Here is a 17,818-nt window from a genome sequence, read left to right as displayed (position 1 = left end):
ACGGGACGGACGCGTGGTCCGCCCCGTGAACGTCATTCAGGGGTTATGGTTAACTGGAGTCGTGCTGGGCGGTGCTCGGCTCAGCGCACGGCGGCGTACTCGCCGGCCGCCGCCCCCGAGCCGCGCATGTCGACGCTCTCCGCCGCCACCGGCATGCCCGGGAAGAAGATCCGCTGGGCGCCGTTCACCACCACCTGATCGCTGGGCTCGAGGCCCGCCGTCACCACCCGCAGGCCGTCGACCATGCGCCCAAGCTCCACGTCGCGACGCATGGCTCGACCCTCGTCGACCACATACACGTACTTGCGGTCCTGATCGGTGAGCACCGCCTTGTCGTCGATCAGCAGGGTGCCCTCGGCGCTGCCCGCCAGCAGTTGAACCCGGGCATACATGCCGGGCGCGAAGCGACCCTCGCCGTTGTCGAGCACGGCACGGGTCAGGATGGTGCCGGTGTCGGCATCGAGACGGTTGTCGATGAAGTCGACCACGCCGCGGTAGGGGTAGTCCTCGTCGCTGGCCAGGCCCACACGCACCGGAACGCCGCCGTCGCGCAGGCTGAACTGACCGCCGTTGCGCGCCAGGGCGTCGTAGTGCAGGTAGGCCCGCTCGTCGCTGTGGAAGTGCACGTGGACCCGGTCCAGGGCGACGATGCTGGTCAGCGGCGTGGCCTCGGAAACGAGGTTGCCCGCGGTCACCATGGCCCTGCCGGCACGTCCGGCGATGGGCGCGCGCACTTCGGTGAACTCCATGTTGAGCCGGGCCGTCTCGGCAATGGCCTGAGCGGCGAGGATGTCGGCCGCGGCGGTAGCCGCCGCTGAACGACGCTGGTCCAGCTCTTCACGCGAGATCGAGCGGCTCTGACCCAGCGCCTCGGCCCGGGCGGCTTCGCTGCGTGCCAGTTCGGCACGGGCTCGGGCTCGCTGCAGTTCGGCCTCGGCCCGTTCCAGCTCGGCGCGGTAAGGGCGCGGGTCGATGACGAACAGCACGTCGCCCTTCTCGACCTTCTCACCCTCGGTATAGTTGACGCTCTCGATGTAGCCGGACACGCGGGGACGCAGGTCGACCGTTTCCACCGCCTCGATACGGCCGGTGAAGGCGTCCCACAGCTCCACGTCCTCGACCAGCACCTGAGCCACGCTGACCTGCGGTGGCGGCGGCCCCTGTTCGGCGCCGGCCTGAGTATCGGCCTGGCTCTCGCATCCTGTCAGCACGACGATTCCGGCAAGCATGGCGGTAGCCATCAGCAGGCGCCGGCTCCCTCGACTCTCGAACATCTTGTGGACGTTCATTGATATTCCCTCTCCCATTGACCAACGCGAAGTTCGCCTTGCTGGTTACTCAGCCTGGCTTCTTTTCTTTGCCGCTAGTTCTTTGCCGCTAGTTCTCGGCAGCTCGTTCTTGGCCGCGAGTTGATTGCCTCTATCCTTTCTAACTTATTAATGTCGTTCGGCGGCGTGATTAATCGACGGCAAACTTCGCAGACCGCCACCTTATAGTGTTACCGGGCACTTGATTAGTCGGGCCAGCAGGGAAATACTGTCCCTTTGGCGGGACAGTCTCCGTGCAACCGTTCTTGCCCTCTGCAGTATTTCCCCTGACACGGTGCTTACCCTGAAACGGGGTTCTCCTGGCACCGCTCCCCAGGCACTGCGCACGGCACAGGAATACGACCATGCTGCAAGACCTCAACGACGCCCTGATCTTTGCCAAGGTCGTGGAACAGGGCAGCTTCAGCGCCGCCGCCAAACAGCTTCGCCTCGGCAAGACCACGGTGAGTCGCAAGGTGCAGGACCTGGAGCGGCGCCTCGGCGCGCGGCTGCTGCACCGCACCACCCGCAACCTGAGCCTGACCGAGGCGGGTGCCATCTACTTCGATTACTGCAACCGCATCGCCCGCGACCTGGGCGAGGCGGAAAAGGCGGTGCACCATCTCGAAGAGAGCCCCCGTGGCTGGCTCAGGGTCACCGCGCCCTTCACCATGTGCACCGAGTTCACCTCGATCCTGGTGCGCGACTTCCATCAGCTCTACCCCCAGGTGCGCATCGAGCTGGTGCTCTCCAACGAGCGCCTGGATCTGGTCGCCAACCAGATCGACGTCGCGCTACGGGTCGGTTCCCTGCCCGACTCCAGCCTGGTGGCACGTCCCTTGGCCCGCTTTCGCTCCTACGTTTATACCAGCGAGGCCTACCTGGCCCGGCACGGCGAACCGCGCGAGCCGGCGGAACTGGCCGCCCACCTCGTGCTGGCCAAGGCCATGGAGCAGCGCGGCCAGCGCTACGTCTGGCAACTGCACCACAGCGAGAGCCAGCAAGCCGTGGAGGTGGAAGTCGACCCCATCGCCATCGCTAACGACCCCTTCGCCCTGCGCGGCATGCTCGAGAACGGTCAGGGCATCATGCTGGCCAACGAGTTCGTCACCTGCATGAGCCCCGAAGCACGCCGCCCGCGGCGTATTCTCGAAGGCTGGGAAGGCCCCGAGGTCGAGCTCAACGCCGTCTTCCCCGGCGGCAGCCTGGTCTCGCCCAAGGTGCGCACCTTCGTCGACTTCGTGGTCGAGCGCATGCGCATCACCATGGAGCCCGCCGGAGATACCTGGCAGCCGCCTGCCCACGCCGCACCGGCGGAAGTGGAACAGGCGCTGGCATAGTGTCTGGCTTCTGACAGAGGCTTCAGGGCAGCTCGGGCAGCACCGCCTCGGCTTCTATCTCGATCAGCCATTCCGGTTCGGAAAGGCCGCTGACGATCACCCAGGAAGAGGCCGGTGGCGACTTGGGAAAGCGCGAGCGCAGTGCCTCCACCACCCCTTCCTGGTCGTAGCGGGCGGGCTCGGCGATATAGATGCGCAGCATCACCACGTGGGACAGGTCGCCGCCCAGCGTGCCGAGAATCGCCTCGATGTTGTCCAACGCGGCAAAGGTCTGCCCCTCCAGGTCGGGGCCGACCAGGCACTCGTGGGCATCCACCCCCACCTGCCCCGAGAGATGCACACGGTAGCCGCCCTTGACCATCACCGCCTGGCTGAAGCCGTACTGCAGGGTATTGGGCACGCCCCGCGGGTTGATGACTTCTCGTTCCACGCCTTGCATGTTCACCCCCTCCTTCGTTGCCTATGGGTTGTGCCCGACTCACGACTCCGCGTTCAACGGGCTTTCCTGCCGCTCGCTCTCCTCGGTGTCCAGCCCCAGGAAACCGCCGGACTGACGCCGCCACAGCGAGGCGTAGAGGCCATCGAGCGCCAGCAGCTCGCGGTGGGTACCGCTCTCGACGATGTGTCCCTCGTCGATGACGATGAGTCGATCGAGCATGGCGATGGTCGACAGCCGGTGTGCGATGGCGATGACCGTCTTGCCCACCATCAGGGTGTCGAGCTGCTCCTGAATGGCCGCTTCGACCTCGGAATCGAGCGCCGAGGTGGCCTCGTCGAGTACTAGGATCGGCGCATTCTTGAGCAGTACCCGGGCGATGGCGATGCGCTGGCGCTGGCCGCCGGAGAGCTTGACGCCACGTTCGCCGACATGGGCGTCGAGGCCGCGCCGCCCCTTGTGATCGACCAGCTCGAAGATGAACTCGGCATGGGCCCGACGTACCGCTTCCAGCACCTGCTCGTCGGTGGCCTCGGGGCTGCCGTAGCGAATGTTGTCGCGCACCGAGCGGTGCAGCAGCGAGGTGTCCTGGGTCACCATGCCGATCTTGCGCCGCAGCGACTCCTGGCTGACCTCGGCGATGTTCTGCCCGTCGATCAGGATGCGGCCGCCTTCCAGGTCGTAGAAACGCAGCAGCAGGTTGGCCAGGGTCGACTTGCCGGCGCCGGAGCGGCCGATCAAGCCGACCTTCTCGCCTGGCGCCACGGTCAGGCTCATGCCGTCGAAGACGCGGGCCTGCGCACCGTCGGGCCGGTCGTAGCCGAAACGCAGCGACTCGAAGCGGATCTCGCCGCGGGGCACGCTGAGCATCGCCGCACCGGGCAGATCCTTGACCGTGGGCTCACGGGCGATGGTATTAATGCCGTCCTGCACCGTACCGATGTTCTCGAACAGCCCCGCCACCTCCCACATGATCCAGTCGGACATGAAGCGAATGCGCATGACCAGGGCGATGGCCACGGCGATGGCGCCGAGTGACATGGCCTGGAAATACCAGGCCCCGATGGCAATGGCGGCCACGCTGGCCAGCAGCAGAGAGTTAAGTACCGTCAACGAGACCGAGAGCAGCGTGGCCAGGCGCATCTGCCGGTGCACCGTGACCATGAACTGCTCCATGGCGTCGCGGGCGTAGGCCTGCTCGCGCTGGGTATCGGCGAACAGCTTGATGGTCTGGATGTTGCTGTAGCTGTCGACGATGCGTCCGGTCATGCGTGCACGGGCGTTGGCCTGCTCCATGGAGACCCGGCGCAGCCGCGGCACGAAGACCCACATGATCGTGCCGTAGCCCCCCAGCCATGCCACCAGCGGCAGCATCAGCCAGGGCTCGGCACCGCCCATCAGCCACATGGCACCGATAAAGTAGACCAGCACATAGACCATCAGGCCCAGCAGCTTGGTGACCGTCTCGCGGATCGCCAGCGCCGTCTGCATCACCTTCTGCGATACGCGACCAGCGAATTCGTCCTGGTAGAAGGCCAGGCTCTGGCTCAGCATGTGACGGTGCGCCAGCCAGCGTCCGAGCATTGGGTAGTTGCCGAAGATGCCCTGGTGCGAGAGCAGCGACTGCAGCAGCACCAGCAGCGGCAGGCCCACCACCACCAACGCCGCCATGCCCGCCAGGCGCCAGCCGTACTCGGCGAAGAACCCTTCGCGTTCGGCATTGGCCAACCAGTCCACCAGCTCACCCATGTAGCCGAAGAACACCACCTCGGCCGCCGAGACCATGGCGGTAACCAGCGACATGGCCAGCAGCAGCGGCAGCACCGGACGCGAGAAGTGCAGGATGAACTTGAACAGTCCCTTGGGTGGCGTACCGGCCTGCCCCGAAGGGTAGGGGTTCACCAATCTCTCGAAGTAACGAAACATGACAACTCCATCGTCAAGAATACTTAAGAAAACTTGGCATCAAGCAGGGTTTTATCCAATGACAGGAAGCAGGCTAAAACCTAAACTTAAATTGAGGTCAAGAGGTTCATGAACTCTTCATGGAACAACACGGCGAAAAAGGAAGCGAAAACCATACGAGCATTGCGGAAGAATGCACAATCAAACTTCATGATCGTTTATATCAATGAAACTGATAAATTATTTTAAAAAGAATTAACTGACGAGGCACAGCAACGATGACCGACTCCACCCCCTACGATGTTTCGAGCACACCTGCCCGAAAGCCTTCAGGCAAGCGCAAGGGTGCCGCGCTGCTGCACCGCGAACTCAGCGTGGGAGAGGTCGCTCGGCGCAGCGGGCTGGCCGTCTCCGCCATTCACTTCTACGAAGCCAAGGGGTTGATCAGGAGTCGACGCAACGCCGGCAACCAGCGACGCTTCTCGCGCGACGTATTGCGCCGCGTGGCGATCATCAAGGTCGCTCAGCGCACCGGCATCACCCTGGGCGAAATTCGCGCCGCCTTCGAGGCACTGCCGGAATCCCACGCGCCGACTGCCGCCGACTGGCAGAGGCTCTCGGCGAGCTGGCGTCAGGCGCTCGACGACAGGATCGTGCGTCTCACCCAACTGCGCGACCAGCTCGACCACTGCATCGGCTGCGGCTGCCTGTCGATGGATGAGTGTCCGCTGCGCAATCCCGAGGACGAACTGGCCGAGGAGGGCGCCGGGCCGCGCCTGCTCGACCCCGCCTGAGCTTGCGTTTAACAGTCCGATTACATCAACTCGACTAACTGCTATCTTGGGGAGAGCCCAAGGAGAGCGCTGTCATGCCAGATTCCCTTATTCTCTATACCAACCCCGTGTCGCGGGGGCGCATCGTTCGCTGGATGCTCGAAGAGATCGGTGCGCCTTATCGTACGGAAGTGGTGGAATTCGGCCCTGCCATGAAGTCGCCCGCCTTTCTGGCCATCAATCCCATGGGCAAGGTGCCGACCATACGTCACGGCGAGACGATCGTCACCGAGTGCGCCGCCATCTGCGCCTACCTGGCCGATGCTTTCCCGGAAGCGGGCCTGGCACCGCCACTGGCGGAGCGCGGCCCCTATTACCGCTGGCTGTTCTTCTCTGCCGGCCCGCTCGAAGCCGCCATGACGGATCGCGACCTGGGCATGGAGCCCAACGTCGACCAGCAGGGCCGGGTCGGCTACGGCAGTATCGAAGCCGTGCTGGATACGCTGGAGATCGCCATCAGCGCACACGAATACATCGCCGGCCCCCAGTTCACCGCTGCTGACGTCTACCTCGGCGCGCATATCGGCTGGGGGCTGAAATACGGTGGCCTGGGCCCCTGCCCTGCCTTTTCCGACTACTGGGCGCGTGTCAGCAGCCGCCCCGCGTATCGTCGGGCCAGCGAGTTGGATGACCAAGCCAAGGACCAGGCCCTCCGCTGAGGGTCGCCTGGCTGGCCCGGTGCACCCAGCACCAGAGTTCAATGGGTCTCGTAGGGGCGGGCCCAGAGGTCGTCCGGCTGATGGCGGCTGAGAATCTTTTCCGCTTCGGGCTTGGAGTCGTCCGGCACGATCACCTTGATCTGGCTGGCCTCCTTGTCGAAATAGAGCTTCTCACGCGGGAAGCCCTCCGCAATCAACTCGTCGTAGGCGTTCGCTGCCCTCATCAGGTCATGATAGGTCGCCGTTACGGTCTGAGTCATGGCGTCCTCCTCCACTCGGTTGAGGCGTTCACCGGCGCAGCGCCGAGCAACTGGCGTGCCGTGAGCCTCTCTGAGTATAGCGCTCGTACGGCGCCTCTCCCGTTCAGAGCACGACGCTCTCGAGCTGCCAGTCGTTGTCGGTCAAGGGCTCGGCACCCTGCGGCGTGACGCGAACGGTATCGCTGAGGCCGATGCCCCACTGGCCGGGTATGCGTAGGCACAGCGGCAGATGGAAGACCATGTCGGCCTCGAACACGCGCTGCTGGCCGCGCGCAATAAAGCCGCTGCCCTCCACCCAACTGGGTGGAAACTGCGCCCCCACGGCGTAGCCGAAAACTCCCGAGAAGAAGATCCGTTCGGCATGAGGCGTCAGCACCTCCGCGGCGGCCCGCGCGGCATCGTCGAACGTATTGCCGGGGCGCATCTTCACCTTGAGCGCCTCGAACAGGTCGCGACAGAGCTCCGCCGTCATCAGCATCTCCTGACTTGGCGTGCCCGCCACGAGCGTCTTCATCATCGGCGCGGTATAGCGCCGGTAGGCAGCACCGAACTCCATGAAGACCGGCTCGCCGGGGGCGATGCGATGGCGCTGATGGTTCAGGTGAATCACGCTGCTGCGAGGCCCGACGGTGACGATGGGCTGCATGCTCATGAACTCGCTGCCGCCGGCCAGCATGGCGCGTGCGCCTTCGGCCGCCACGTCGCCATCCAACATGCCGACGGCGGCGACCCGGGCAGCCGCCTTCAGCCCCAGCGAGGTGATCCGAGCGCTTTCACGCAGGCAGCCGAGCTCCGCTTCGCTCTTGACGATACGAATGCGGTCGAGCAGCTCACCGCCGTCGTCGCGGAAACTCTCGGCGCCCAGCCGCGCCTGGAGTTCACGCAGCACGCCGTGTCGCAGCCCTGCACCGTAAAGGTCCAGGCCAATGGCGCGAAACGGCGCCAGGGTGTCGACCAGCGGTTCGATCACCTCGCCGATGCCCTCCCAGCGGTAGCCCAGCAGTTCGTCGACCTGCGCGGTAACCACCGCCGGTCCGGTCTCGATGGAGGGCACCTGCAGCGTCAGCCGCTCGGGCGAACAGACGAGGCAGGCGTGCACCGACACCTCGAAGGTGTTGTAGCCGGTCAGGTAGTAGATGTCGGCCGGATCCGTCAGCAGCAGCGCATCCAGACCGGCCTCGCCCATGGCGTTGCGCACACGGGTCAGCCGGGCCTCGAACTCGCTGTCGGCAAAGGCCAGTTCGCTGGCCTCGCGCTGTGCAGCCAGGGCATGACGGTACTGAAGATGGTCCATGGAGACGCCTCCGCCAAGGTGCAATGCCGACAGTGTAGACATGATCCGCATCACACCCGAGCCACGAAGGCCAAATAGGGCTGTTCCCTGCCGGGCCGGTTTCGTAAAATCCAGCCTCGTACCCGATTCGACAGGATAACGCTATGGGCAGGGCCTTTCAGAACCGCAAGGAATCCATGGCCAAGACGGCCGCCGCCAAGACCAAGGTGTACAGCAAGTACGGACGCGAGATCTACGTCTGCGCCAAGCAGGGCGGCACCGACCCCAACGGTAACCTGACGCTGCGCGGGCTGATGGAACGCGCCAAGAAGGACCAGGTGCCCAGCCACGTGATCGAGAAGGCGCTGGACAAGGCCAGCGGCGTGGGCGGTGAAGATTACTCACCGGCCCGCTACGAGGGCTTCGGCCCGGGCAACTGCATGGTCATCGTCGATTGCCTGACCGACAACCCCAACCGCACCTTCGGCGACGTGCGCGCCTGCTTCAACAAGGCCAAGAGCAAGCTCGGCACGCCGGGCAGCGTCAGCCACATGTTCGATCACTGCGCCATCCTCGCCTACCCCAGCGACGACGAAGAAGCGGCGCTGGAGGCCCTGATGGAAGCCGATGTCGACGTTACCGACATCGAGAACGAAGAAGGCCACATCACCGTCTTCGCCCCGCATACCGAGTACGCCAAGGCCAAGCAGGCGCTGATCGATGCCTTCGGTGAGCTGGAGTTCGAGACCGACGAGATCCAGTTCGTGCCGCAGACCACCACCACCCTCTCAGGCGACGACGTGGTCATGTTCGAGAAGCTGCTCGACGCGCTCAACGACCTGGACGACGTGCAGAACGTATTCCACAACGCCGAGATCGACGACTAGGCATGAAAAAAAGCCGCGCTACCCCTGGGTGTAGCGCGGCAAGGCACTGTCTGTCTGCCTGACTGCTCTGCTGCGTAGAATGGAGGAGCTTCAGCTCCCCTTGACGGGAGGAGTACTTCCGCCCTTCTGCACGGCTTCGTCATGACGGTTGGCCGAGCTATCCTGCGCCGCCGAGCCCGCCTTGGCGAAACGCTCTTCGCTGGAAGGGTTCTCCACGTGGCTGGCTGCGTTCGAGGAGTGGCTTGCCCGATCCTGGAACGCATCCTGCGCGCGCTCACGAATCTCCTGCTTCACCCGATCCACGCCTTCGTGCAGCTTCTCCTGGGCCCGCTCGGCCTGCTCATGACCGGTCTCTTCGGCACGGTACACCGCCCGGTCGCGTAGTTCGCCCAGGTGGCGGTTCTCGGCCCGTGTCGGTGCGAACAGGCTGCCCAGCACCGCCCCGACGGCAACGCCCAGGGCTCCCGCCACCAGCGGATGCTCCTGCACGAAGTGGATGGTCTGGCTACCGGCCTCGCGCGCACGGTACGAGGCGGCGTCCATGGCCGCGTGACGCTGCTCGTCGAGATGAGCGGCGCGCTCACGCATCTGGTCGTTCATGTGATGCATGTGCTCCTTGACCCGGCCGCCAGTGTGCTCGGCACGTTCACGCATGCTCTCGGCCATCTGCTGCGCTTTGCGTGTCATGCCGCTGCCGCTGTCATCGGCCGCGGTACCATGCTGAGGTGTGGCGCCCAGCGCTGCCGGGTCGTGTCCCAGGGTGGTGGTGCCGGCCCCGCTGACGCTCTTGCGGTCCTGGTAGGACGCCATCGAGGCACTCGGTAAGGTGGCGCCCGGGTAATCGCCCTGCCGCGGTAACGCCTCGTGGTGATGCGCGTGTGACTTGCGCTGGGCCAGTACCAGCCAGCCAAGGCCGATACCGGTCACCATCACCGGCAGCGGGGTCTCCTTGAGGCGGTGTCCCAGACTGGTGACGATCCGCTCGGCTCCGCCTTGACGGAGATAGTCGTAGGTCATGTTCATAAGCTGCTCGGGACAAAGTCTCGCTTCGAGTTGATGAAGGGTCTCATCCAGGCGCGCCCGCGTCTGGTGGATCTCGCTCTCGATATCGTCGGCACGGCGTCGACCGTCCTGGCTCATTTCAGCTCCTCCTTGACCGTCTCTTCGTGCTGCTGAGCCAGTGCCTTGTCACGCCGCAGACTGGCCAGCGTACGGTTCGGCATCAGGCTTTCACGCTGGAGCTTCTTGCGCCCCGCCTGAAGCATGATGAGCCCGATCACCACCACGACTCCGCCCACGATGAGCGCAGAGAGCCACGGGGTGGTCTCAGGGGGAAGCACGGTATTGAGCCCGAACACCGCGGCGGCCAGCAGGACCAGAAAGCCGCATAGCAGCACCGCCCCGGCAATGGCGATGGATGCGATGGCACCCATCGCCTGATGGGTCTTCTCGCTCATCTCCACCTTGGCCAGCTCGGACTCCTTGCGCACGAGCGCAGTCACTTCTCGCGCCAGACTGGAGAAGAGAACGCCAATCGAGGACTGCTCCGTGCGTACCCTATTTTTTGCATCGATGGGGTTTTCCACATCCATGAGGTGTCGCCTCCCTTGATCACTCGGCTGAAGTGAGGGCAGCCCGGGGAACTAGTGGCTGCGCATGTCATCCTGACTAGAGCTACGCAGGAAACGCGAGAGCACGAAGCCGGCCGCGACCGCACCGCCCAGCAGCAGGGCGGGGTGCTGGCGGCCGTAATCCCGGGCCTGCTCCATCAGGGTCGCCAGGTCACGCTCGCGCAGATTGCGGGTAAGGACGTCGGAACGTTTGGCCAGCTCGCTGACACAGTCCGAAAAGTAGGGTTGTTCCTGGCGCTCGAACTCGTCGGCCATCTTGTGCAGTACTGTCGTGAATCTCTCGGCCTGATCGACCGCCGCTTCCTTCTGGCGGTCGAGCAGACTCTCCGCCTGCTGCTGGGCGGCGTCGCGCAGCTCATCGCCGACTTCTGCTGCCTGCTGACGAAGCTCCTCACGGTCAAGGCCGGGATGACCGCTTCCATTGTTCACGCTTGCCTGCGAGCTTGCGCGGCCGTCCGAACTCCCACGGCTATGGGTATCGCTCATTCGCCACCTCCCTGTTTTGTCAGAATATGACCAGCCCGCAAATCGGGCTTTGAGCCAACAATCCGGTGCAGGCTCATTGCTTGGCTGACATTCGAAAAATAGTACCCGTGGAAGGCCTGTCAATCCGCACTGCCGAGCGCAGAGAAAAGACACTTACTCGGAGCAATGAGCGGACAAGAAGCGTTACTCTTCATGACGCTACTTTAATGTCACTACAGTTACGCAGGACGATATATGCCGCTGTTTACACTCGTCTTATGTCGACTTCCGCGCTCCTGATCCAGAGCAACGAGTCAGCGTGACAGACCGGCATGATGCTCGAGAAAAGCATCGATGCCTGTGGAATAATCCGGCTCACTATCGATAAAACCGGTATTGTGGCCACCGCGAATGGTGAGCAGTTCCTTGGGCTCGTTAGCCGCTAGGTAGACCGCTTCACCTTCGGAAAAGGGGATGATTTCGTCATCGCGGCTGTGGATGACCAGCAGCGGCGACTCGATACGGGTGACATGACGCTCGGTGGGATAATCCAGCGTGGCCAGCCAGCGCACCGGCAGGAAGGGGTAGAGCTGTTGGCCCAATGCCGGTACCGAGCGAAACGGCGATTCGAGAATCACCGCCGCCGGCTGCGGCGCCAGCGAGGCCGCCAGCTCAGCCGCCACCGCCGCTCCCAGTGAGCGGCCGAACAGCACGATCTCATCGGCGGTTGCCCCCTGCTGCTCGGTCAGCCAGCGCCAGCCGGCCCTGGCATCCTGCGCCGTGCCCTCTTCGGATGGGCGCCCTTCGCTACGCCCGTAGCCGCGATAGTCGAGAATCAGCACCGATAGGCCCAGGCGGTGGAACTGCTGGATCGAGTCGAGGCGGTGCGAGATGTTGCCCGCGTTGCCGTGGAAGAACAGCAGCTTGCCGCGAGCATCCTCGACGGGGATCCACCAAGCATCCAGCAGCAGGCCATCGGCGGTTTGCAGCTCGACCTGCTCCCACCCCAAGCCGCGCTCGGCCGGCGTGGCGACATGCTCGCGCCCCACGTGGGGCAGGTAGAGCAGGCGCTCCTGAAAGAACCAGGCCATCAGCACCACGAGGCCATAGATGCCGACCAGGGTGGACGCCACGCGCAGCATATCGACTCTCACTCCCGACCGCTGAACGTCCGGTAGGCCTCCCATACATCGTCCACGCTGGCTTCGAAGAAACGCTTGCCGTGTTCGATACTGGCCAGGCTCGGGTCCGAGCCCATGCGGCCGTCGGGAAATCGACGACGGAACTCGTCGGCGTCGCACTGGGCGCTGCCGCGGGGGGCGATACGTGGCGACATCTCGACCTGCTTCACCGCCTCGGGCCGGGCGAACCAGGAGAGCGCGACCTCCGAAGCGGTGGCATGGGTACCCTCCGCATCACCGTAAAGCGACTCGGCCAGCTCCCGCACGCGCGGTCCGATGAACCAGTTGCAGGTGGTGAGATGCAGCTCACTGCCAGGTGCCTGTTGCAGGCTCCGTTCGGCATAGACCTCGGCAAAGGCCGCGCTCATGGTGGCAATGTTGCCGCCGTGGCCGTTGAGGAAGAAGACGTGGGTGAAGCCATGGCGCGACAACGAAAGCACGGTGTCACGCAGCACGGCGATCAGCGTGCTGGGGCGCAGGCTGATGGTGCCGGGAAAGGCCAGGTGATGCTGGGCCATGCCCAGGTTCTGGGTCGGCGCCACCAGCACGCCGTGACGCTCGCCGACCTCCCAGGCGACGGTTTCCGGGCAGATGGCGTCGGTCCCCACCAGGCCATTGGGACCGTGCTGTTCGGTGGAGCCGATCGGTACGATGATGCCGGTCTCGCGAGTCAGGTAGGCCTCGACCTCCTGCCAGGTAGCGTGCTGCAGTCGCATGTTTGCCTCCTTGGCCTCAGCCTTGTCCCTGTTGACGATCGCAGCCCATCTTGCCCGCCTTGGCCCAGTTCTCGCCGTCCACTTCTTGGTAGAAGACCTGCACGCTGTCCTCCGCGACGCCATAAACCTCGACGAACGCCTGGGTGATGCGCTGGGCCAACTCGCGCTTCTGGGTCAGGTCGCGGGAAAATTGCTGGATGGTCACGATGGGCATGTCGGCTCCTGTCAGGGCTGGCTCGGTGAACGAGATGTCATCGTCGGTCGAAAGCGACTTTCCCGCAACTCGCCGTTGCCTCACCGCTGCCAGGCCAATCCTTCACTATGGCTATATCAGGTCATGGCTAGACCGGATCGCTGTACTCCATGCGCGACCATAGACTCCCCTGCAGCAGGTCGCAGCCCTGATCGCGCAGGAAATCCACCTGCTGGCGTGAGCTGACCCCACTCGCCGCCACACGAATCCCCAGCTCGTGAGCCATGCCGATGACAGAACGAATGATTGCCTGATGCCGCGGGTTGTCGAGGCAGTCGTTGATGAACAGTGCGTCGAGCTTGAGCGTATCGAGCGGAAACAGGCCGAGATGCCCCAGCACGGAATGGCCGCTGCCGAAGCCGTCGATGGCAAGGCGAACGCCCATGGTCTGGAGCCTTCCCAGCACTCTGCTGGCGTAGTGAGGGTCGCGCATCAAACCGCCCTCGGTCAGCTCGATCTCCAGCAGCCCAGGGGGCAGGCAGCTTTCGGACAAGGCCAACTCGATACGCTCTACCAGACCCTCGTCTGCCATGCCTTCGGCCGGCACACCTACCAATACCCGCAGCCCCGAACCGGCTTCGTACCAGGAGCGGGCATGGCGACAGGCGTGTTTCAGCACCCAATGACAGATATCGGTCAGCTGGCCATTGTCGCGGGCTGCCGGCGTCCACTTGGACATCTCCAGCACGCCGAAGCGCGGCGAATTCCACTGTGGTTGGGCCGAGATCGCCACGACCTGGCCGCTACGCGCACACAGCAGGGGGCGGTAGACCAGCGCCATTTCGCCACGCTCCAAGGCATGGCGAAGGTCACAGCGCAGTTGTATACGGTCCGTGTCGTCTTCGAGCAGGCTCGGCGAGAAGACACAGTACTGAGAAGCGCCTCTGGATTGCGCCTTGCGTCTGGCCAGGTTGGCGTGGCGCATCAGCTCGGTGACGGTAACGCCGTGGTCGGGATAGAGGGCAATACCGATACAACAGCTGGATAAAAGCGCCTGACCGGAAATCTCGAGCGGCCGGCGGATATGTTCAAGCAGCCTCTCCACCAGCGGTATCACGTCATCCAGACTCGCGATACCCGGAAGCTCGATCATCATCTCGTCGCTGTCCATCCGGCTCACGCTACCGCGGTTGTCGACGGTATCAACGATGCGCTGCGCCATGAGTCTCAGGCAGGCATCGCCCACGGGGCGCCCCAACGAGTGGTTGATCTCCTTCAGGCGATCGACATCGACGTGCAGGACGGCCACGCCAGCATCTCGCTCGGCGGCCTGCACCAGCGCAGCGGCCAGTTGGCGCTCAGCGCAGCGGCGAGTGACCAGGCCGGTGACGTCATCGTGACAGACCTGGCTGACCGCCTCCGGGGGGCGGCCATGAAAAACGAGCTGGCGCATGCAATATCCTTCCCTGCAGGAATAGGACGGGCTGTCCCGTCACGTTTCCAACGGTGGTCCCTTAATTACGACTTCACTCACGCCAGGTCGCTGTCATTATTATTCTTGAGATTCAGATACCATGCCGACCACTACCAGTCAAAGGAGTTTTGCAACTTCAAGTATCCATATTTTAGTTATTAACGGCTTTGATATCAGTTGTTCGGCTCAGTGCTAGCGAGTGGCGAGATTAGCGAACGCCGTATTCGGATACTGATGGCAATCTCCAGGTAACAGCTTGAAACGGAAGGCTTCTCAAATACCGACTAAGTTCAGTGAAAAGCGCACCATTGGATCAGGTCGCTTGTTTTGACGATAAGGTTGAGGACAAGGAGCAACCCCATGCCAGCCAAGTCACAGGCCCAGCAAATGGCTGCCGGCGCCGCACTTGCCGCCAAGCGTGGCGAGAAGAAGGTGAGTGAGCTCGAAGGGGCCTCGAAGCAGATGTACGAGTCCATGGACGAGGCGGAACTCGAGAAAATGGCTTCTACCAGCCAGAAGAACAAGCCCAGCCATAACCGCAAGTCGTGAGATAGGGAAGCACCTGCTTTGACCCGTACCTGCACGCACCGACTAGGCTTGAGGTAGCCAATTCGAGTGAATACCGTGCCAGGGAGTAAAGGTCATGCAGGAGCGCAACGTCGAGATCGCCATCATCGGGGCCGGCACCGCTGGCCTGAGCGCTTGGCAAGCGGCCCGGCAGTATCATGACGAGGTGGTGCTGATAGAAGGCGGTAAGCCCGGCACCACCTGTGCCCGAGTGGGCTGCATGCCTTCGAAGCTGCTCATCGCGGCGGCGGAGAGCGCCCATCGAGCCGAGGACGCAGCCGGCTTCGGCATCCGGATCGGCAACGTCGACATCGACGACCGTGCCGTCATGGCACGAGTCAGACGCGAGCGCGATGCATTCGTCGACAGCGTGCTCAACTCGATGCGTCAGATCGACCCCGCCAACCTGCTAGAAGGCAACGCCCGCTTCGAGGACGCTCACACGCTGTGTGTGGGAGACGACCTTCGCGTGCGGGCACGTACAATCGTCATCGCGACCGGTTCGCGCCCCCATGCTCCTCGCAGCTTCGAAGCGGCCGGCGATCGATTGATCGACAGCGATGCAGTGTTCGAATGGCAAACGCTGCCCGAGTCGCTCGCCGTGTTCGGCGCCGGCATCGTCGGCCTGGAGCTGGGCCAGGCGCTGAACCGTCTGGGCGTGCGGCTGCGCCTGTTCGGCAAGAGCGGCTCGCTCGGCCCGTTCCAGGATCCGGCCATCCGCGACTACGCCGAGCGAACCTTCAATCATGAGTTCTATCTCGACCCGGCGGCCGAGGTCAACGCCATCGAGCGCGACGGGGAGCAGGTGGCGATCACCTTCAGTGAGCGCGGCAGCGACCGGCGCCTGACCGAACGCTTCGACTTCCTGCTGGCAGCCACCGGGCGACGCCCCAACCTCGATACCTTGGCACTGGAGAACGCCGGTCTGGCGCTCAACGACGAGGGCGTGCCTCTCTACAATCGCTTCACCATGCAGTGCCAACGCGCCGACGGCGAGGCCAGCCATGTGTTCATTGCCGGCGACGCCAGCCAGGAGCTGCCGCTGCTGCACGAGGCCAATCAACAGGGACGCATTGCCGGCCACAATGCCGGGCGCTATCCCGAGCGGCGCGCAGGCCGGCGCAGCACCGCGCTGTCGATCGCCTTCACCGATCCACAGATGGCCACGGTGGGCCTGAGTCTCGACGAGGCGCGGCAGCGCTTCGGCTGTAACGGCATTGCCGAGGGCGGTGCCACCTTCGAGGACCAGGGGCGAGCCGTGGTGATGCGCCAGAACCGCGGCATGATGCGCCTGTATGCCGAACACGGTTCGGGGCAGTTTCTCGGTGCCGAGCTGTTCGGCCCACGCGTGGAGCACCTCGCCCATCTGCTCGCCTGGGCGCTGGAGCAGAAGATGGGGGTCGTACGCATGCTAGAGATGCCCTATTACCATCCAGTGCTGGAGGAGGGGCTGCGTAGCGCGCTGCGCGATCTCAGCAGAGCGCTGTTGCAGGGACCGCCGATGGGTGAGCGGTGTCTAGAGTACGGACCAGGCGGCTAACGAATGGCTACGCGAGCGAATCGCTGCGTTGCGCGGGCGAGTTTCTCGGCACGCCATGCCATATCGGCAAGTCCGGGTTATGCTGAAGGAACAGCGCACCGATGCAGGTGATTTCGATGGTGGCCATGGCCTCACGACGGAGAGCGGCAACGAGCAGTATCGATCAGCGTCTGGCCGGATTTTCTGCCTGGCTGGCGCTGGCCGCTCTCCTGCTGACGCTCCTGGCGGCGCCACCCGAACGGGCCGCTGCCGAGCCAATTCCGCCCCCAGACGAAGCGAGCCGTCCGACCATCGGCCTGGCACTGGGTTCGGGTGGTGCCAATGGTCTGGCGCATATCGCCATGCTGCAGGTGTTTGATGAGCTCGGCATCGTGCCGGACCGGATTGCCGGCACCAGCATCGGTGCGATCATCGGCGGCCTCTATGCCGCAGGCTTGAGTGCCGATGAGATCCTCGACCTTTTCGATGACGTTGCCGGCTCACCGCTGGACGCCCTTACGGGGCTGGCCAGCTCGGATCTGGACCTGGTCGACCTGCTGCAGATCGGCATCGGGGATGGCGGCTTGTTCAGCTCCATGGGTTTTCTCCGTTACCTGGCGCTACATACCGAGGCGCGTGACTTCAGCGAACTGCGCATCCCAATGCAGGTGGTGGCGACCAACTACTGGACGGGTGACAGCGTGGTGCTGGAGGAGGGCCCGCTGTTCCCTGCCCTCGAAGGCAGCATGGCCGTCCCGGGACTGTTCGCTCCCGTGCCTCATCTCGACATGCTGTTGATTGATGGCGGTACCTCCAATCCGCTGCCATTCGATTTGCTGCAGGACGAGGTGGACATGGTGATTGCCGTCGATGTGTCGGGCAACCGGGACCCTTTCACCGGTCACTCGCCAGGCCTCACCGAGATGCTCCTACAGAGCTTCAAGATCATGCAGCAGTCCATCGCGCGACAGCGGCTGAATCATCACCCGCCGGACCTCTACCTCAAACCTGAGTCGCACGGCATCCGATTGCTGCATTTCAACCGTATCCACGAGATCCTTCAGCAGGCCGAGCCGACCGCCGCAGAGCTCCGTCAGCAGTTGATGACTTGGCAAGCGTCACATGCCATATCGGCAAGTCCGGGTTATGCTGATTGAACAGAAACAGAATCG

19 protein-coding genes are annotated in these 17,818 nt (G+C 63.9%); 7 read left to right on the top strand and 12 right to left on the bottom strand.

The window, feature by feature from the left end; translation table 11 throughout:
* Positions 1-80 precede the first annotated feature (80 nt).
* Positions 81-1,274: an efflux RND transporter periplasmic adaptor subunit gene (locus HOP53_RS14475; protein ID WP_422677621.1), complete on the bottom strand. Its 1,194-nt coding sequence runs from the start codon at positions 1,272-1,274 to the stop codon at positions 81-83.
* Positions 1,275-1,672: 398 nt separating this feature from the next.
* Here HOP53_RS14475 and HOP53_RS14470 point away from each other — a divergent pair, with 398 nt between their 5' ends.
* Entirely contained in the window at positions 1,673-2,647 is a 975-nt protein-coding gene (locus tag HOP53_RS14470; RefSeq protein WP_234270685.1) for a LysR family transcriptional regulator, read from the top strand.
* A gap of 22 nt (positions 2,648-2,669) precedes the next feature.
* Here the strand turns inward: HOP53_RS14470 and HOP53_RS14465 are convergent, their stop codons facing one another.
* The gene (locus HOP53_RS14465; RefSeq protein ID WP_176342922.1) at positions 2,670-3,086 is read right to left on the bottom strand and encodes a RidA family protein; all 417 of its coding nucleotides are present in this window, start codon (positions 3,084-3,086) and stop codon (positions 2,670-2,672) included.
* A 39-nt stretch (positions 3,087-3,125) separates the two neighbouring features.
* Complete coding sequence (locus tag HOP53_RS14460; RefSeq protein ID WP_234270684.1) at positions 3,126-5,009, bottom strand: ABC transporter ATP-binding protein; 1,884 nt, start codon at positions 5,007-5,009, stop codon at positions 3,126-3,128.
* A gap of 257 nt (positions 5,010-5,266) precedes the next feature.
* Between HOP53_RS14460 and soxR the strand changes: the two genes are divergently transcribed.
* The gene (gene soxR, locus HOP53_RS14455; RefSeq protein WP_234270683.1) at positions 5,267-5,782 is read left to right on the top strand and encodes a redox-sensitive transcriptional activator SoxR; all 516 of its coding nucleotides are present in this window, start codon (positions 5,267-5,269) and stop codon (positions 5,780-5,782) included.
* A gap of 74 nt (positions 5,783-5,856) precedes the next feature.
* Positions 5,857-6,480: a glutathione S-transferase family protein gene (locus tag HOP53_RS14450; RefSeq protein WP_234270682.1), complete on the top strand. Its 624-nt coding sequence runs from the start codon at positions 5,857-5,859 to the stop codon at positions 6,478-6,480.
* A 38-nt stretch (positions 6,481-6,518) separates the two neighbouring features.
* On the opposite strand, the gene HOP53_RS14445 is transcribed toward HOP53_RS14450, so the two are convergent.
* Both HOP53_RS14445 and HOP53_RS14440 read right to left on the bottom strand, forming a co-directional pair.
* Positions 6,519-6,740, bottom strand: coding sequence for a hypothetical protein (locus HOP53_RS14445; RefSeq protein WP_234270681.1), 222 nt, complete (start codon positions 6,738-6,740; stop codon positions 6,519-6,521).
* 103 nt (positions 6,741-6,843) lie between these two features.
* On the bottom strand, positions 6,844-8,034 hold the full coding sequence (locus HOP53_RS14440; protein WP_234270680.1) for a M24 family metallopeptidase: 1,191 nt from the start codon (positions 8,032-8,034) through the stop codon (positions 6,844-6,846).
* A gap of 143 nt (positions 8,035-8,177) precedes the next feature.
* Here HOP53_RS14440 and HOP53_RS14435 point away from each other — a divergent pair, with 143 nt between their 5' ends.
* The gene (locus tag HOP53_RS14435; RefSeq protein WP_234270679.1) at positions 8,178-8,900 is read left to right on the top strand and encodes a YebC/PmpR family DNA-binding transcriptional regulator; all 723 of its coding nucleotides are present in this window, start codon (positions 8,178-8,180) and stop codon (positions 8,898-8,900) included.
* 90 nt (positions 8,901-8,990) lie between these two features.
* Here HOP53_RS14435 and HOP53_RS14430 read toward each other — a convergent pair whose 3' ends face one another.
* The 7 genes from HOP53_RS14430 to HOP53_RS14400 form a co-directional block, all read right to left on the bottom strand.
* A complete protein-coding gene (locus tag HOP53_RS14430) occupies positions 8,991-10,040 on the bottom strand; it encodes a DUF3618 domain-containing protein (RefSeq protein ID WP_234270678.1) in 1,050 nt (349 codons plus the stop codon).
* On the bottom strand, positions 10,037-10,492 hold the full coding sequence (locus HOP53_RS14425; protein WP_234270677.1) for a phage holin family protein: 456 nt from the start codon (positions 10,490-10,492) through the stop codon (positions 10,037-10,039). The genes HOP53_RS14430 and HOP53_RS14425 overlap by 4 nt, the downstream gene beginning before the upstream one ends.
* A gap of 51 nt (positions 10,493-10,543) precedes the next feature.
* On the bottom strand, positions 10,544-11,017 hold the full coding sequence (locus tag HOP53_RS14420; RefSeq protein WP_234270676.1) for a hypothetical protein: 474 nt from the start codon (positions 11,015-11,017) through the stop codon (positions 10,544-10,546).
* Positions 11,018-11,310: 293 nt separating this feature from the next.
* Positions 11,311-12,138: an alpha/beta hydrolase gene (locus HOP53_RS14415; protein WP_234270675.1), complete on the bottom strand. Its 828-nt coding sequence runs from the start codon at positions 12,136-12,138 to the stop codon at positions 11,311-11,313.
* An 8-nt stretch (positions 12,139-12,146) separates the two neighbouring features.
* Positions 12,147-12,893, bottom strand: a complete 747-nt coding sequence (locus HOP53_RS14410; RefSeq protein ID WP_234270674.1) for a creatininase family protein — start codon at positions 12,891-12,893, stop codon at positions 12,147-12,149.
* Between the two features lie 16 nt (positions 12,894-12,909).
* Positions 12,910-13,107: a tautomerase family protein gene (locus tag HOP53_RS14405; RefSeq protein WP_234270673.1), complete on the bottom strand. Its 198-nt coding sequence runs from the start codon at positions 13,105-13,107 to the stop codon at positions 12,910-12,912.
* A 127-nt stretch (positions 13,108-13,234) separates the two neighbouring features.
* Positions 13,235-14,539, bottom strand: coding sequence for a putative bifunctional diguanylate cyclase/phosphodiesterase (locus tag HOP53_RS14400; protein ID WP_234270672.1), 1,305 nt, complete (start codon positions 14,537-14,539; stop codon positions 13,235-13,237).
* Between the two features lie 381 nt (positions 14,540-14,920).
* Between HOP53_RS14400 and HOP53_RS14395 the strand changes: the two genes are divergently transcribed.
* The 3 genes from HOP53_RS14395 to HOP53_RS14385 all read left to right on the top strand — a co-directional run bounded on the left by HOP53_RS14395 (position 14,921) and on the right by HOP53_RS14385 (position 17,803).
* Positions 14,921-15,109, top strand: a complete 189-nt coding sequence (locus HOP53_RS14395) for a DUF3008 family protein (protein ID WP_010629922.1) — start codon at positions 14,921-14,923, stop codon at positions 15,107-15,109.
* A gap of 94 nt (positions 15,110-15,203) precedes the next feature.
* Positions 15,204-16,667 carry a dihydrolipoyl dehydrogenase gene (locus HOP53_RS14390; protein WP_234270671.1) on the top strand — a complete coding sequence of 488 codons (1,464 nt, stop codon included), beginning with the start codon at positions 15,204-15,206 and terminating at the stop codon, positions 16,665-16,667.
* A 101-nt stretch (positions 16,668-16,768) separates the two neighbouring features.
* On the top strand, positions 16,769-17,803 hold the full coding sequence (locus HOP53_RS14385) for a patatin-like phospholipase family protein (RefSeq protein WP_234270670.1): 1,035 nt from the start codon (positions 16,769-16,771) through the stop codon (positions 17,801-17,803).
* The last annotated feature ends 15 nt before the right edge of the window (positions 17,804-17,818 follow it).

The sequence above is a fragment of the Billgrantia ethanolica genome (genome assembly GCF_021404305.1).
GTDB classification, from domain to species: Bacteria; Pseudomonadota; Gammaproteobacteria; order Pseudomonadales; family Halomonadaceae; genus Halomonas; species Halomonas ethanolica.
Note: the sequence above shows the minus strand (reverse complement) of the source record. Positions and strands in the feature narration are given on the sequence as shown.